The following is a 15,054-nucleotide window of genomic DNA, read 5'->3' as shown; positions in this document are numbered from 1 at the left end:
GAAAACTCCTTTATCACATTTTTTTCATTGTAGATTGTGACGTAGCGTCCTCCGCAACAGCTTTTTTATCAAAGTCTTGATCAGTTACTAATAACAAACGTTTGAATTCTTGCTCGGTGATCACAATATGTATCTTTTGCAGCGTGAAGAGAGGTTCGTAATTCACATATTTACAGCCTTGCTCCTTCTGCAACCATCTTCATCAGGGCTGAACGGAAAGTACCGCAGTAGCGCGGTTTTACACATCCTAAACATGACAATGCAGAAGCTACATATTTACTGTGTCATCTTAGTTTCACTATACTTCGAACTGTAAGCGTTACCAAAAAAGGGTCAGCAAGAACGCAAAGCAGCAACATCATCGTATCTAATGAAAAAGACATAGAAAGGAGTGGGAGAGTGAAGGAGAGTCACACTGTAATATCCGTAAGTCCTTCATTGAAGAAGAACTCCCTTGGCAAAAGAATTTGGAAAAACTGGGAGCTGTATCTGTTCATGCTTCCCGCGTTGTTGTATTTCCTTGTTTTTCATTATGGTCCGATGTACGGCATTCAGATTGCTTTTAAGAATTTCGTACCTTCGAAAGGAATTACAGGCAGCGAATGGGTTGGGTTTGACCATTTTGAACGGTTCTTCAATTCTTATTTTTTCTGGGATCTGCTCTGGAACACATTCAGTATCAGCTTCTATGAACTTGCCATCGGATTTCCCCTGCCTATCATTCTGGCGTTGGCCTTTAATGAAGTCCGCAACGGCCCGTTCAAGAAATCGGTCCAGACGGTGACCTATGCACCCCATTTCATTTCTGTAGTTGTCATGGCAGGTATGATCATTACCTTTTTATCACCTTCCAGCGGAATGATTGTCCGGTTCATCGAACTCATTGGTCTTGAACCAGCACAATTTCTGACTGATCCCGCATGGTTTAAGACGGTGTATGTATTCTCCGGCGTCTGGCAGAGCACCGGGTGGGGAACCATTATTTATCTCGCGGCTCTGTCTGGGGTAGATCCCCAGCTCCATGAAGCGGCCATTATGGATGGAGCAAGCCGAATGAAACGGGTGCTGCATATCAATCTGCCGACGATATTACCCACAATTACGATCATGCTGATCTTAAATATGGGTAATATACTGGGCCTTGGCTTCGAGAAGATTCTGCTGTTGCAGAATTCACTCAATATGGAAGCTTCCGATGTAATATCCACCTATGTATACCGCGCCGGTCTGGTGAACGCCCAATATAGCTTCTCAACGGCTGTGGGATTATTCAACTCGGTAGTCAACGTTATTTTGCTTGTTACGGTTAACCAGATCGCCAAACGCACCAGTGAGAACAGCCTCTGGTAGAAAGGAGTTGAAGTCTTTGGTTACTGCGATGAAAGAATCCAGGGGGGACAAGCTTTTTCTGATCAGCACTTATATTTATTTAGGTCTTTCACTGCTGGTTGTGCTCTATCCGCTCATCTATATTCTCAGCGCTTCAATTAGTTCACCGCAGGACGTCAATTCGGGAGCAATGTGGTTGTTTCCGAAGAATGTAACACTGGACGGCTACAAGCTTGTATTTGAGAACCCGAAGATTTGGAGTGGTTACTGGAACACAATTATTTACACGGTGGTGGGGACTCTGCTTAATCTCGCCGTCACTCTGCCGGCCTCGTATGCGCTCAGCAGATCTGATTTTGTCGGGCGCCAGTTGTTCATGGGCCTCATACTGTTCACGATGTTCTTCAGCGGCGGAATTGTACCGACGTATCTGCTGGTCAAGAACCTTGGACTCATGAACAGCATGTGGGCATTGATTCTGCCGGTGGCAGCTTCGGTCTGGAATATCGTCGTGGCCCGCACCTTTTTTCAGACGACCATCCCAAAAGAACTTCAGGAAGCAGCGCACATTGACGGCTGTACAAATCTAAAGCTGTTCATTCGCATTGTTCTACCGCTGTCGGCACCAATTGTAGCCGTTATGGCCCTGTTCTATGGGGTGAGCCACTGGAACAGCTACTTTCCGTCCCTGATCTATTTAAATGATGAAGCGAAGTATCCGCTGCAGATGGTTCTGCGTCAGATCCTTGTCCTTCAGGAAATGACGGCCGAAACCACGGGCTCATCAATCAACGGCGAGGTGGCGACCGCCATGAATAATAAGGCAGAAACGGCATCGCTGATTAAATATGGAGTCATTGTGGTCTCCACACTGCCCATCGTGGCAATCTATCCGTTCCTGCAACGTTACTTTGTCCAAGGGGTCATGATAGGCTCTGTTAAAGGCTAAACAGTTAAAATGTGATGATAACAAGGGAGGAATTATGAATGCCGACCACACGCAAACCATGGAAGCTTCTGTTATCTTCGGCTTTGGTTCTTACATTACTGGCAGGCTGCAGTAATTCAAACGAAGGTGAAGCAAACAACAATCTCGGAAAAGTCGCTGTGAACAATGAAGGTTTCCCGATTGTTAATGAACCCGTTACTCTGTCGCTTATGGCACCAGATGTAGGGATTCAGAACTGGGAGAACATGGCGGTGCTTCAGCAGATGCAGGAGAAGACCGGTATTACGCTGGAATACAAGAATGCACCGAAGGACAGCTTCGAAACCAAGAAAAATCTGGTGCTCGCCAGTGGGGAGTACCCGGATATCCTCTATGCTGCCGGTTTGACAACTGCAGAGCAGATGAATTATGGAGAGCAGGGTATCCTCATTCCACTGGAGGATCTGATCGAAGAGTATGCTCCGAATTTCAAGGCGCTACTAGAGGAGAATCCGGATGTCCGCAAATCAATCACTGCACCGGACGGGCATATCTATTCCTTGCCGGTAGTAGAACTTAGCCAGCACTGGTACCGTAATCCGATGTGGTATAACGGGGACTTCCTGAAGGCACTAAATATCGACAAACTGCCCGAAACGACAGAGGAATTGTATACCTATCTGAAACGTGTGAAAGAGGAAGATCCCAACGGCAATGGCATAGCCGATGAAATTCCACTTTCTTCGGTGACAACACCTGCTGCGAACCTCCGCGATATCCGTACATGGCTGCTTGGTGCCTTCGGTATTTATGAAGAAGAAATTTATGTGGACGATGCGGACAAGGTGCATTATACACCGCTTGAAGAAGGCTACAAGGAATATTTAACCTATATGAACCGCCTGTGGTCTGAAGACCTGCTGGATCATGAGAGCTTTTCACAAACAGCGGAGCAAAAGAAGGCCAAAGCACAGAATAATCAAATTGCCCTCTTTTCGGACTGGCATGCCTACATGAGCAAAGGTGGAGAGCCTTCGACGGCAGATCCGATGTTTGCACCTGTCCACAGTGAATCCGTTGCTGCTCCAGCGATTGCAAAGAACAGGGGGATTACAAGCGGCGCTTTTGCTATCACGCAGAGTAATCCTGCGCCGGAAGCCTCTATACGCTGGGTGGATTATCTTTATTCCTATGAAGGTGCCATGTTCTTTAATAAAGGTCCAGAGGGCATTCTCTGGGAATACACCGATAAAGAGAACCGGGTCAAACAGTACTTACCGGTACCAGACGGCAAGGAAATGGAAGATTATCGGGCAACGCTGACACCTAACTACGGCATTCCCGCTCCAACCCTGTCCATGGATGATATTAATAAGGGGCTGAAGACAGACTTTGACCTCTGGGTAGAGCAGGAGACCAAGCAGAAGCTTCTCGATAAAGGCGCACGGATTCCGTTTCCAACGCTGTTTCTTACCGTGGAAGAGCAGACCGAAATCAGTAGCCTGAATTCTGATTTGAAGACATATGTGAATCAGATGGAGGCGAAATTCATCACTGGAGCCGAGCCACTTACGGGCTGGGACAATTATGTGGCGACCGTCAAAAAAATGGGCGGAGAGCGTATGGTTGAGATCAACCAGGCTGCCTATGATCGCTGGAAATCCAACTAACCAGGTCCATGCGCAGAAATTTGCTGTAAAAAATGAGATATAAGCATAAAACGTGTTCCTGAACATTAAATGCAGGAGGATTAGACATGCAAATCACGAGACATCCGAATAATCCCATTGTCGTCCCGGGCAACTATGAATGGCGCAAGGTTACGGTTTTTAACCCTGCAGTTATCATCGATAACGGCAAATTTTATATGATTGAGCGCACCGCTGGTTCCCTAACTCCATGCAAAAATTACTTGGGTCTGCTAGAGAGTGAAGACGGCGTGAACTTTACTCACGTGAAGGATGAGCCAATTGTGACGCCAGACATGCTGGGATTCCCTTATGGTAGTGTACAGGACCCACGGATTGTCAAAATTGACGGGACCTTCTATCTGAACTACGCCCTTCGCCCCTGTGCCATGAGTTATTACCCTACCGGGGCAGGCGTCCCCCTTCGCTCTATTCCGGAATATCCGGACGGGTGGGGGGACGAGGAGGGACATTGGCTAACCCGGTCCTCCATTTTGAAATCAGATAATCTGCTGGATTGGGAGTATGTGGCGGACACGACACCTCTTGATATTAATGACCGGGACAACATTTTGTTCCCCGAGAAAATAGGCGGCAAATTCGTACTGCTGCGCCGCCCCGAGGAATATGTGGGAGAAGCCTACGGTACGGATAAGGCGGCCATGTGGATTACCTACTCCGAGGATCTCGTGAACTGGGAAGAGCCCAAGCTGCTCGCTACCGCCCAGAACCTCTACTGGGAATCGCGGAAGATTGGTGGCTCTACGCCCCCGATACGTACGGACAAGGGCTGGCTGGTGCTTTATCATGGCGTCGATGAGGACATCGTCTACCGTGTGGGGGCCATGCTGCTGGATTTGGAGCATCCGGAGAAAATCATTGCCCGGACGCATCATTTTATTATGGAGCCAGAGACGTATTATGAGAAATTTGGGTTCCAGATCCCCAATGTCATCTTCCCGACCGGAAATGTGGTCAAAGATGGACTGCTCTATATCTATTACGGGGTAACAGATACGGCGATTGCCCTAGCAACAGTTCCTCTGGATGAGCTGGTAGAGCATATCCTCCAGGAAGGGCAACAGCAAAATAAATTATAAATGAAGCTGTATCTTCAAATATAAGAATTCAAATATAAGAATGTAGTACAGGAAGGGCGGAAGCTCCGCTTCGCCAACTTAAACAGGTCTTTTAGTATTCATCCCTCTCAAGGCATGTTCCTTTCTATACTGCCCTGGTGTCAGACCGATTTCTTTTTTGAACTTGCGGATGAAATTTGGCGCATCCATATAACCGACCTGTTCGATAATTTCTTTGAGCGGTGCGCTAGTATTCTCCAGCAGTCGCATGACTTCATCTACACGACGTTGCCAGATATATTGTGAGAAATTGCTTCCGGTCTTCTCTTTGAAGCTCCGGCTTAAATATGAAGTTGAAATGGCAAACTTAAGCGCCACATTTTCTAGACTGAGTGTGTAGTCTGCAAACTGCTGATCCACGTAAGCCAGAATGTCATCCATTAATGTAGACTCGCTTGTCTTCGTATTCAGCTCCACTTGCGCGCAAATGTCAGCGGCCAGACAGATCAAACGGCTCTCGAGTTCTTCAAGTGTTTCGAAGGAGGTCAATTCCTTCATATTGGCGAACACTTCTTTCATCCCAAGTTCGGAGGCGGTGCGTAGAAAAGCGTTCAGCAGATCGAAACAGATGCAGCGTAGTAGATGAACTTGCAACGGCTCATTTTTGATCGTATGAATGGTATCGGAAATCATTTGGACGGCTACTGATTCGTTGCCCTGCTTTAGACTCTGCTCCAGTTTCAGCATGGATTTGCGTGGAATCCAGAAGCTCTCGGCAGCAGAAGGGTTCAGCTCTGCAAGCTGCTCGAAATAAGTGACCTGACCGCTGCGCCGGATGATCCGGTGCTCCAGAGCTGCAGCGGCTTCAATGAAGGATTGGTTAAGACGGGCTAAGTCTCTGTAGGCCATGCCGACACCGATACTTAGAGATAGCTGAGAGTGCTCGCGGATTAACGTTTGAATGGCTTCAATGACCTGCTCCAATTGGCTTTGAATCGGCTTGTCCGCATCACCGGGAAGTGAAATAATCAGGGCAAACTGGTCCTTGACCGAGAATTCTACACCAAAGATCTGAGCTCCGGTACAGGGAAGACATACATTGCTGAGTATTTCCTGCAACAGATGGCGTTCCTGCCAGGACTTGCCGCCGGGTACAGTATCATCCCAGGACAAAATAGCCGAGAAATAGAGCCCTTGTCCTTGAGGATGCCTGAATCCTGCGCTAAGGATCATTTGTTCGATCTCCGGATCATCCGGCTTGCCGTGCTTGAGTAACAGCAGCATGCACTGATTGCGGACAAAGGGCTCCTGAAAATCAATTTTCAGACTGTAATTGTGGAGGGTCTGGCGTATCCATTCCCATTCATTGCGGAGCTTGGGAGCATCATCGCCGCTGCCTTTCATCTTGTCCATCAAATCCCTGATCGGATGGTACTGCCGTTTGGCTAACAGCAGCGCAGCAGCTATGCCGGTAATGACGGTAATACAGAAGACGATTAGGACGAGGGTCTGGACATGGGCGACACGGCTGAAGAACTGGAAGCTTGGCATCGTGGTCACATAGGTCCAGCCATTTTCTTCAGATTGAACAGAAACAACGGAGTATTGTTCTCCATCCATCTTCAAATTATGAATACCGGGCTCAAGTGTAGCCAAATTCTCAATTTCGTCCTGGGGAAGGCTTATGCCATGGCTATTCGCGGTCAACACCTCTCCGGAGGGACTGAAAATATAACTGCTTCCTGAAAAATCACTCAAAATCGAATCCATGACCCCGGTAAGGTTGGATTCTTTCATTAAATAAACAACGGTCCCATATGGAAACGGGTCATTAGGTTTAACGGGCACAAGCATGACGAGCATCGACTCCACTCGGGAATTAACCTTCACGTTCTCAGCGGGACGGACCAGGGGCTGCCTAGTTTCATTCAAGTCCCGCCGCAACTCTTCCGGATTCCAATGCTCGAACTGATAGAGGCTATCAAAGGTGACGTCAAGATTAGCCAGACCGCGGTACGAATAGATGTTGGCATCGTTATGGAAATAGAGAAGCAGATCCTCTGCAATGCTGCTGCTAGCTTTGTAATTGGCCAGCGCCTGAATCGCCTCCAAACTGTAATAGGGATGCTGTACCATATAAGGGGTCAGGTGTTTGTCATAGGCGATTCTCCCCGCTATTTCCTGAAGCTCATTCATACGGTTATCTATAGTGCTCTTCACCTGGTTAAGCTGATTGACATTTGATTGTTCAATCTCTACACGCAATCCTTTGACAGCGTTTTCATATACAAAAATAGTTACACCTGTCAGAGGGATAAGAAATATGAGAATGTAAGAAAAGGCATATTTCAGCAGAAGCCTTGATTTGAAATGATTCCAGCTGAGCCTGAATCTGTTGAGCAAGGATGGCTTGAGTGCCGAATTTGCCATGAAGCAGTCCCTCCAGTGTTAGGATATTCGGATTAAACTTTTGAATTAGAAATCAGTGTTCTCTTCTGGATTACTCTTGTGCTAGTATAAACATTATAACATTATAATCTTTAGAATAAAGTAGATCATCAGGCTTATTTTCAACTAATTAGAAGTACAGATTTCATATCATGAATCATTTTTTGAATTTTGCCTGTAAACCGGGGTTGAAAAAGGAGATGGGATGAGTGGGCACAGAGAATGTGCTGCGCAATTTGCAGCTTGTTGACGGGCGAATTATGGATATCGCCATTCAGGACGGGATCATCACCGCCATTACACCGCCAGGACAGGCTGAAGGAGAAAATGAGCTGGATTGTTCAGGGTTATATGTGTCCAGTGGGTGGATTGATATGCATGTGCATGCCGTCCAGGAGCTTGATCCCTATGGCGATGATATCGACGAAATTGGTGTGAAGCAGGGGGTAACAACGCTTGTAGATGCCGGAAGCTGCGGTGCAGATCGAATTGGAGCTTTTTATACCGCAAGACTACAGGCTGCTACACAAGTATTTGCTCTGTTGAACATTTCAAGCATCGGGCTCGAACGGACGGATGAACTGTCGCAGCTGGAATGGATTGACCGGGCCAAGGTACTGGAGGCAGCAGCGGCTTATCCTGATTTCATTGTTGGTCTGAAAGCCCGCATCAGCCAAAGTGTGGTCAAAGACAGCGGCATACATCCACTCAAGTTGGCACGCACACTCTCGGAAGAAACGAAACTTCCGCTCATGGTTCACATCGGTTCTGCTCCGCCCGCGATCTCTGATGTGCTGGAGCTACTACAGTCGGGTGATGTAATCACCCATTATCTTAACGGCAAGTCCAACAATCTGTTTCATGCAGACGGCACACCGCTGCAAGAACTGCTGGATGCAGCTGCTCGGGGAGTTCATCTGGATGTGGGGCATGGCACAGCGAGCTTCTCCTTCCGGATTGCAGAACAGGCCAAGGTTGCAGGCATTGCGCTGAATACAATCAGTACGGACATTTACCGAGGCAACCGTATGAATGGTCCGGTATACAGTATGTCGAATGTACTGACGAAATTTCTGTACCTCGGCTACAGTCTGGAAGAGGTGATCCGTGCGGTTACAAGAAGTCCAGCGGAGTGGCTCAGTAAGCCGGAGCTCGGGCAGATTAGGGTGGGACAGCAGGCGAACCTGACTTTGTTTTCTCTGGAAGCAGGCGAAAAGCAACTTAAGGACTCGGAAGGAGATGTCCGGGTCACGCAATACTATATTGAGGCTAAAGGAGTTTATGCTAATGGGTCACTCATTACAGGCTAAATATGGATTGAAGCGTGTTATTAATGCCAGTGGAAGAATGAGCATCCTTGGCGTTTCCGCACCAACGGATTCAGTCATGGATGCGATGAAACAGGGCGGACAGCAGTACGTGGAAATTGCGGATCTTGTGAACAAATCCGGAGAATATATTGCACAGCTACTTGGTTCGGAAAGCGCGGTTGTGGTGAACTCCGCATCCAGTGGTATTGCACTGTCAGTGGCAGCCATTGTGACTGCCGGAGATCCACGTCTCAGCCTTCGTCTGCACCAGGAGCCGATATTGAAAAATGAAATTATTATGCTAAAAGGCCATAATGTGCAATATGGAGCGCCGGTTGAAACCATGATATTCCTTGGCGGCGGCCGGGTAGTGGAAGTTGGATACGCCAATGAAGGCCGCAAGGAGCATATCGATCAGGCAATCGGCGAACACACTGCAGCCATTTTTTATGTTAAATCCCATCACGCTGTCCAGAAGAACATGATTTCTGTGGAAGAGGCCTGGGAGGTTGCACAGCGAAGAGGGGTGCCGCTGATTGTTGATGCGGCAGCGGAAGAGGATCTGCACAAATATATCCAACTTTCGGATCTGGCCATTTACAGCGGGTCGAAAGCTATTGAAGGCCCTACTTCTGGCATTGTCGCCGGCAAAAGGAAATACGTGGAGTGGCTTAAGGTACAGCTACATGGGATTGGCCGCAGCATGAAGATTGGCAAAGAGACCATTTTCGGGTTACTTCAAGCGCTAGAGGAATACCAGGACAAAGCGGATAATAGTGAACGAGAGAAGCAGACGCTGGAGGCTCTTCAGGCACTGGATAGACTTCCTGGTGTTTCGGTCCGCATCGTGCAGGATGAAGCCGGCAGATCGATTTTCCGGGGGCGCGTCCAGATTGATTCCTCTCTTGCCGGGGTGGATGCGAAGAAAATGAATGACCAGCTACGTGAAGGTGTAATTGCGGTATATACCCGAGACTATGGCGTCAAGCAGGGTTATTTCGATATTGATCCAAGGTCGCTGCAAGGAGATGATTTGCAGGTCATCGTCAGCAGAATACATGAAATCGTGGGAGGCAAACCAGAATGAGTCATATTCAGCAGTGTCTGTATAAGAACAGGGCCGCAATTAATGTACTGGCCGGGAGTATCGGGAACGCCAAGGATGTGTACGAAGCTGCGGAAGGATATGTACTTATTGGTGTGCTCTCCAAAAATTATGCTACGTCGGAAGAAGCTGTAGTTGCCATGACTGAATATGGTCAGGCTATTCAAGATGCAGTATCTATCGGACTTGGGGCCGGAGACAGCCGTCAGGCTGCAGTTGTGGCGGAGATTGTCGCCAGCTATCCGGGAAGCCATATCAATCAGGTATTCCCGGCAGTCGGGGCAACCCGTGCCAATCTGGGACCTAAAGATAGTTGGATTAACTGCCTGGTATCTCCGTGCGGTCAGCCAGGTTATGTAAATATATCGACTGGCCCCATCAGTTCAGTAACGACTCCGCAGGCCATTGTTCCGGTTCATGCCGCCATTGCATTGGTTCGTGACATGGGAGGGAACGCGCTCAAATATTATCCGATGCAGGGGTTGAAGCTGGAAGAGGAGTACCGTGCTGTTGCCAAGGCTTGTGGAGAAGCGGGATTTGCTCTGGAGCCTACAGGCGGAATCGATCTGGACAACTTTGGACCCATTCTAGAGATTGCACTACAGGCAGGCGTACCTCAGGTTATACCACATGTCTATTCTTCAATTATTGAGTCGCAGACCGGGAGTACAAACGTACAGGATGTCCGCAGACTGCTCGAAACAATGAAATCGCTGGTAGACCGATATGCCTAGGGTTGCTGCATTTGGTGAAGTGATGATGCGGCTGCAGGTTCCGGGCTACGAAACACTGGTCCAGAGCAGCAGGCTAGATTATTCGTTTTCCGGCAGCGGGGTGAATGTAACGGCAGCACTAGCCAGATACGGCCATAACGGTGCTCTTATTACGACTTTGCCGGAAACTCCGGTGGGCGAAGCGGCTATCGCTTATCTGCGCAAGCTGGGGGTAGATACCTCTCTTATTAGCCAGGGCGGTAGACACCTTGGGATGTACTTTCTGGAGAATGGCTTTGGAGCCCGCCCTGGCAGAGTTACTTACACAGACCGGCTGGGCAGCAGTTTCAATACCGCGGAGGCAGATAATTATGATATGAAAGATCTTGCCTCCCGAGTCGATGTTCTTCATTTATGTGGCATTACGCTGGCTATGAATGATGGCGTGCGCAAGCAGATGAAACGGCTTGCTGAGGAAGTGAGGAGTGCTGGGGGCAAGGTTGTTTTTGATTGTAATTACCGTCCTGCGTTATGGGGGACAGATGGTTATGTCAAGGCCCGCCCGCATTATGAGGAACTGCTGGGGCTGGCAGATCTGGTGTTAATGAATGAGAAGGATGCAAAGTGTATTCTTGGCATCGGAACCGGAGAATATGATAGAATAACACAGATGAAGCAAGCGATTCCTGAAGTTGCAAAGCGCTTCGGAATCGGAACGGTAGCAGGAACCCACCGTGTGATTAACGCGGACCATACGCATTCCTTGACAGGATATATCTATCATCAAGGTACGTTCGTATTTTCCCGAAGGCTGATATTCCCAGTGTATGACCGGATCGGTGCAGGGGATGTATTTGCTAGCACCATCATCCATGGGGAATTGCAGCAATACCCACACGAGTATACGGTTAATATGGCAGTGGCGGCAGCGATGCTGGCCCATACCACTCAAGGCGATACAGCGCTTTTTACCGAGAATGAGGTGCTCCGCGCGCTGTCGGACCATCCCTCAGATGTTGAAAGGTAGTGAACAGTGAGTGTCTCTGAAGCGCAAGCAAGGTCCTTTATATCAGCAAATCCAAAAAATTCTCAAAGATCGGATTCTACATGGAGTATATCCTCTTGGAAGCATCATCCCCTCTGAACCACAGCTGGAGAAAGAATTTGGCGTCAGTAAAATGACAGTCCGCGGTGCGGTCCAAGAGCTGTCGCAGGAAGGTTACGTGCTGAAGAAAAGCGGTGTTGGCACAATTGTGTTGCGCAATACCTCTCATCAGAAGCTCTCAAAGGGCAAACGGTTTACGGAGCTGCTCGTAGAAGAGGGCCATAAGCTGGAAAAGAAAGTTCTGAATTCCCGTTTACTCACCAATGATACCGGAACGGAGGAATATGGTCGCTACGGGCCGTATTGCCAGCGGATTGAAAGGCTCTACATTCTTAACGGACAACCTTATATTCATCTGATACACTTCTTGGCAGCAGCTGCATTACCCGGCGGAGGCAAGGAGGGAATAAATGGAGATATCCAATCGCTGTATGAATCACTCGAGGAGAACGACATTTTGCTGGAAAACTTCAAAGACCGTTTCTTTGTAGAACCTGCAGCTCCTGAGGTATGCCAACTGTTGAAGATTCCCCCGGGGACACATGTGCTCAAGCGCCTTCGTAACTCCTTCGATGGAGAAGGCAGATTAATTGAGCACAGTATAGGCTGTTACAACACGGAACTTCATCATTATCTGGTGAGTTACGACACTTGAGGTCGGCGGTGCAAAAAAGGGTCCTGTAATGTTCATAACAGGACCCTTTTTGCGTAAACTAAAAATCCCTCAAACGATCAAATACCTCATATAATTCCTCATGATTAACCTTAACCGAATCATCTTGACGCAGTTCCAAATTCTGCTGTAGCTGATCCAGCAGCGCCGTCAGAACAACATAAATCTCTTCCCGCTCAACAGTTTCGATAAAGCCGGTCTTGGCATTCATCTTGTTGAAGGTCTGTGTGTAGTTGTCAACCATGGAGACGAGCTGTTTGTGCAGAGCTTCCTGATTGTTAAAATCTTGACTTAACTGACGGATTTCCTTCAAGCACTGCTTGTACAATTGAGCTGCTTTTTTGGCGTGAGCTGCCTTAATGTGGTCCCGCCCATCCCAATCCCGAAACGGATTGTTCAGGTTCTCCGCAAGCCATTCCGGTTTGCGTGCTTTGGTGATCTCTATATCAAGTCCGGCAGCAACGGATTTTTTATATCTTGTTTTGATCCATTTGGCTGCATCGGCAGGCAAGCTGGTTAGCCACAGCGTAGCCAATTTTGGAAGTTGCTCTGGACCAGGGAATTCTTCACCATTGAAGCCGAACAAGTCGTATGTAGTGAAGGTTTGCAAATTTGCCAAATGCTGAATCGATTCTATATGGGATACATTGCCGGGTTTACCCCACAATCGCAACTCTGAAAGCTCATGATAATACTGCACAAGTGGCTCCAGATTAAGTTCCGTAATATCTCTGATATACAGACCTTCAAGCCGTGAGATTCCCCTAACCTGTGGCATGCCCGATGCAACATTGAGAGTGATGTATTTACCGTCTTCATGAGCCAAGATACGCAGATCAGGAGACAGCTCACCTGTGAAATTCAGACTTTTCATCTTTGTGTTCAAAATTAACTCCTTCAACCCGCTGACATCCACAAAAAGCTGGTCAGGTGACTCTTGCTGATATCGAGCATCGTTTGACCATGATGTAAGATATGAAGTTCATTAATGAACGGGTTGTCCTCTATAAATGGAAAGATCGATTCCGTATATCCATCCAATTCAATATGTGTCAGACAAGGAAGCTTTGCGAGTTCGGCTACATCTTCAGAAGATTTAGGGCTGAAATCGTGTCGAGGGACAAGAACATGAGCCGATTACCGATTAGATAAACACCTAACTAAGTTTCATGCAGTTTCATTTAACAAATGTGCAGGAAAAATAAACTAATTGTCCAGTGAAAATATAGTATTTTCTTAGTGTTAAGGTTAAAGATAGGTCCCTGTTTAAGCACTATATGCTACAAACGTAGGTTCTTTAATAGGTGATTGGAATTGGAATATATAAAGGTGGACATAACCCGCGAAGGAGCGGAGGGCAGTGCTCAGTTTTTTATGAACAAAAGAGGTATTTGTGGTATTATATGTAATTATGGGTTAATAAATAAATGGATTATTTGAAATGAAAATGGGGGAATCAAAATATGGAACGTAAAATTCAACTAATGGAAACCTACGTAAATATCAACTTTGGAAACTCACCCTTTTTAAAATTAGATAATGGGTTGCAAATTCCATACTCTTCAATCGAGGGAATAACAACAGGTAGACCAATACCAAATGCTTTTAAACTATATGGTGCTTTATTAGGAGAAATGAGAAATGGGTTATTTAGATCAAATGGTGGTTATCAACTGCACGTTTTTGAAAATGAGCTTGAAACACTTCATTTAGATTTGAATAGCTTTAAAGTTGGGAAGTTCAAAATATCAAAGTTGATCATTGGTGTTGAAAATCCTGAAGAAATAAGTAAAAATATTTCCGAAAGAGTGCAGTGATAATTTGTTGACGTGTCGAGGGACAAGAACATGATCATGAGATAGTAATATCAAAATTAAAAGCCGTACACGATTACGAAAATCCGTAAGTAAGTATAACAAGACAGCACTAGCCATTCATCAGATTAATGTCCTTTTGGCTAAACTCTACGGAGTTGAAGCGACAGTAAAGGTGTATGCCAATGTAAAAACTCCTAGCGCTGTTTTACTAAAAAATTCAATCCATAAAGACAAAAGTTTATATATTACTCGAGATGAGGCCAAAAAAATCATCTTATCGATTCAGTCCGGAACGAGATGGACTTCGGCTATAACCGAGGAGTGGGCTACAGCTTCAATAGGCAGTGTTTGTTATAAACTCAGCAGCTCAAATTCCAACTTCCAGATTATTATAGATAAATATAATGTTCTTAGTTAGGTGAAAAAAACTACTCTACAATATCAAAATAAACCAAAAACGGAGGTCCTTATGTTTCTCTTATCTGCCATCCAAGGATGTACCTTAAAAAGATGAGCGCGGTGGGTTGAGAAGAAAATTATGCTTTTAACTGTCCAGTAGTTGAAATATCCGACTTAACTATTGTTAGAAGTCGGAGCTTCTTCTCGAATGTTTAAGCTCGCGTTGACGGTCACGGTCATGATGAACGCCACAGCTGGTGCAGCCTCACTCTCGGATATGTAGATCTCTCTTTCCGTCCTGATGTCCGCAAACGGAGCAGATCTGGATGGGAAGGGGACCATCGTCCGACAGAGTTGTCTTTATTTGTTTAGTTGCCAAAATACATTTTTCTGTGCATTAAAGAGTCCTTCTAATAGAATATCTTGTAGTTCTAAAGTATTATCTAAAACAAAACCATTT

Annotated in this window: 12 protein-coding genes; 10 read left to right on the top strand and 2 right to left on the bottom strand. The window is 46.7% G+C overall.

Annotated elements, in window-relative coordinates:
• The first annotated feature begins 381 nt into the window (after positions 1-381).
• The 4 genes from NZ043_RS28445 (at position 382) to NZ043_RS28430 (ending at position 5,045) form a co-directional block, all read left to right on the top strand.
• Positions 382-1,350: an ABC transporter permease subunit gene (locus NZ043_RS28445; protein WP_249912603.1), complete on the top strand. Its 969-nt coding sequence runs from the start codon at positions 382-384 to the stop codon at positions 1,348-1,350.
• A 16-nt stretch (positions 1,351-1,366) separates the two neighbouring features.
• Positions 1,367-2,278, top strand: a complete 912-nt coding sequence (locus NZ043_RS28440) for a carbohydrate ABC transporter permease (RefSeq protein ID WP_124116320.1) — start codon at positions 1,367-1,369, stop codon at positions 2,276-2,278.
• A 38-nt stretch (positions 2,279-2,316) separates the two neighbouring features.
• Positions 2,317-3,927 (top strand): extracellular solute-binding protein, encoded by a 1,611-nt coding sequence (locus NZ043_RS28435; RefSeq protein ID WP_339309880.1) that lies wholly within the window; start codon positions 2,317-2,319, stop codon positions 3,925-3,927.
• Between the two features lie 86 nt (positions 3,928-4,013).
• Positions 4,014-5,045: a glycosidase gene (locus NZ043_RS28430; RefSeq protein WP_339309879.1), complete on the top strand. Its 1,032-nt coding sequence runs from the start codon at positions 4,014-4,016 to the stop codon at positions 5,043-5,045.
• Positions 5,046-5,123: 78 nt separating this feature from the next.
• On the opposite strand, the gene NZ043_RS28425 is transcribed toward NZ043_RS28430, so the two are convergent.
• Positions 5,124-7,454, bottom strand: coding sequence for a helix-turn-helix domain-containing protein (locus tag NZ043_RS28425; RefSeq protein WP_339309878.1), 2,331 nt, complete (start codon positions 7,452-7,454; stop codon positions 5,124-5,126).
• A 278-nt stretch (positions 7,455-7,732) separates the two neighbouring features.
• Here NZ043_RS28425 and NZ043_RS28420 point away from each other — a divergent pair, with 278 nt between their 5' ends.
• From NZ043_RS28420 to NZ043_RS28400, 5 genes are read left to right on the top strand one after another with little or no spacing between them, the layout of a single operon-like run.
• Positions 7,733-8,782 (top strand): amidohydrolase/deacetylase family metallohydrolase, encoded by a 1,050-nt coding sequence (locus NZ043_RS28420; RefSeq protein WP_289392815.1) that lies wholly within the window; start codon positions 7,733-7,735, stop codon positions 8,780-8,782.
• Positions 8,760-9,869 carry a DgaE family pyridoxal phosphate-dependent ammonia lyase gene (locus tag NZ043_RS28415; RefSeq protein WP_339309877.1) on the top strand — a complete coding sequence of 370 codons (1,110 nt, stop codon included), beginning with the start codon at positions 8,760-8,762 and terminating at the stop codon, positions 9,867-9,869. The genes NZ043_RS28420 and NZ043_RS28415 overlap by 23 nt, the downstream gene beginning before the upstream one ends.
• On the top strand, positions 9,866-10,621 hold the full coding sequence (locus NZ043_RS28410; RefSeq protein WP_339309876.1) for a KDGP aldolase: 756 nt from the start codon (positions 9,866-9,868) through the stop codon (positions 10,619-10,621). The genes NZ043_RS28415 and NZ043_RS28410 overlap by 4 nt, the downstream gene beginning before the upstream one ends.
• Complete coding sequence (locus NZ043_RS28405) at positions 10,614-11,627, top strand: sugar kinase (RefSeq protein WP_339309875.1); 1,014 nt, start codon at positions 10,614-10,616, stop codon at positions 11,625-11,627. The genes NZ043_RS28410 and NZ043_RS28405 overlap by 8 nt, the downstream gene beginning before the upstream one ends.
• A gap of 10 nt (positions 11,628-11,637) precedes the next feature.
• Complete coding sequence (locus tag NZ043_RS28400) at positions 11,638-12,360, top strand: GntR family transcriptional regulator (protein WP_339309874.1); 723 nt, start codon at positions 11,638-11,640, stop codon at positions 12,358-12,360.
• 58 nt (positions 12,361-12,418) lie between these two features.
• Here NZ043_RS28400 and NZ043_RS28395 read toward each other — a convergent pair whose 3' ends face one another.
• Positions 12,419-13,264 carry a hypothetical protein gene (locus NZ043_RS28395; RefSeq protein ID WP_339309873.1) on the bottom strand — a complete coding sequence of 282 codons (846 nt, stop codon included), beginning with the start codon at positions 13,262-13,264 and terminating at the stop codon, positions 12,419-12,421.
• A 577-nt stretch (positions 13,265-13,841) separates the two neighbouring features.
• Here NZ043_RS28395 and NZ043_RS28390 point away from each other — a divergent pair.
• Positions 13,842-14,195 (top strand): hypothetical protein, encoded by a 354-nt coding sequence (locus NZ043_RS28390; protein ID WP_133385259.1) that lies wholly within the window; start codon positions 13,842-13,844, stop codon positions 14,193-14,195.
• Positions 14,196-15,054 lie beyond the last annotated feature (859 nt).

This window comes from Paenibacillus sp. FSL k6-2145, from assembly GCF_037976585.1.
In the GTDB taxonomy this organism is placed as follows: domain Bacteria; phylum Bacillota; class Bacilli; order Paenibacillales; family Paenibacillaceae; genus Paenibacillus.
Note: the sequence above shows the minus strand (reverse complement) of the source record. Positions and strands in the feature narration are given on the sequence as shown.

Excerpts from the sequence above, each read along its gene's own strand:
- NZ043_RS28425 (WP_339309878.1), bottom strand. The coding sequence starts at position 7,454 with ATGGCAAATTCGGCACTCAAGCCATCCTTGCTCAACAGATTCAGGCTC.
- NZ043_RS28390 (WP_133385259.1), top strand. The coding sequence starts at position 13,842 with ATGGAACGTAAAATTCAACTAATGGAAACCTACGTAAATATCAACTTT.
- NZ043_RS28420 (WP_289392815.1), top strand. The coding sequence starts at position 7,733 with ATGGATATCGCCATTCAGGACGGGATCATCACCGCCATTACACCGCCA.
- NZ043_RS28430 (WP_339309879.1), top strand. The coding sequence starts at position 4,014 with ATGCAAATCACGAGACATCCGAATAATCCCATTGTCGTCCCGGGCAAC.
- NZ043_RS28415 (WP_339309877.1), top strand. The coding sequence starts at position 8,760 with ATGGGTCACTCATTACAGGCTAAATATGGATTGAAGCGTGTTATTAAT.
- NZ043_RS28435 (WP_339309880.1), top strand. The coding sequence starts at position 2,317 with ATGCCGACCACACGCAAACCATGGAAGCTTCTGTTATCTTCGGCTTTG.
- NZ043_RS28405 (WP_339309875.1), top strand. The coding sequence starts at position 10,614 with ATGCCTAGGGTTGCTGCATTTGGTGAAGTGATGATGCGGCTGCAGGTT.
- NZ043_RS28410 (WP_339309876.1), top strand. The coding sequence starts at position 9,866 with ATGAGTCATATTCAGCAGTGTCTGTATAAGAACAGGGCCGCAATTAAT.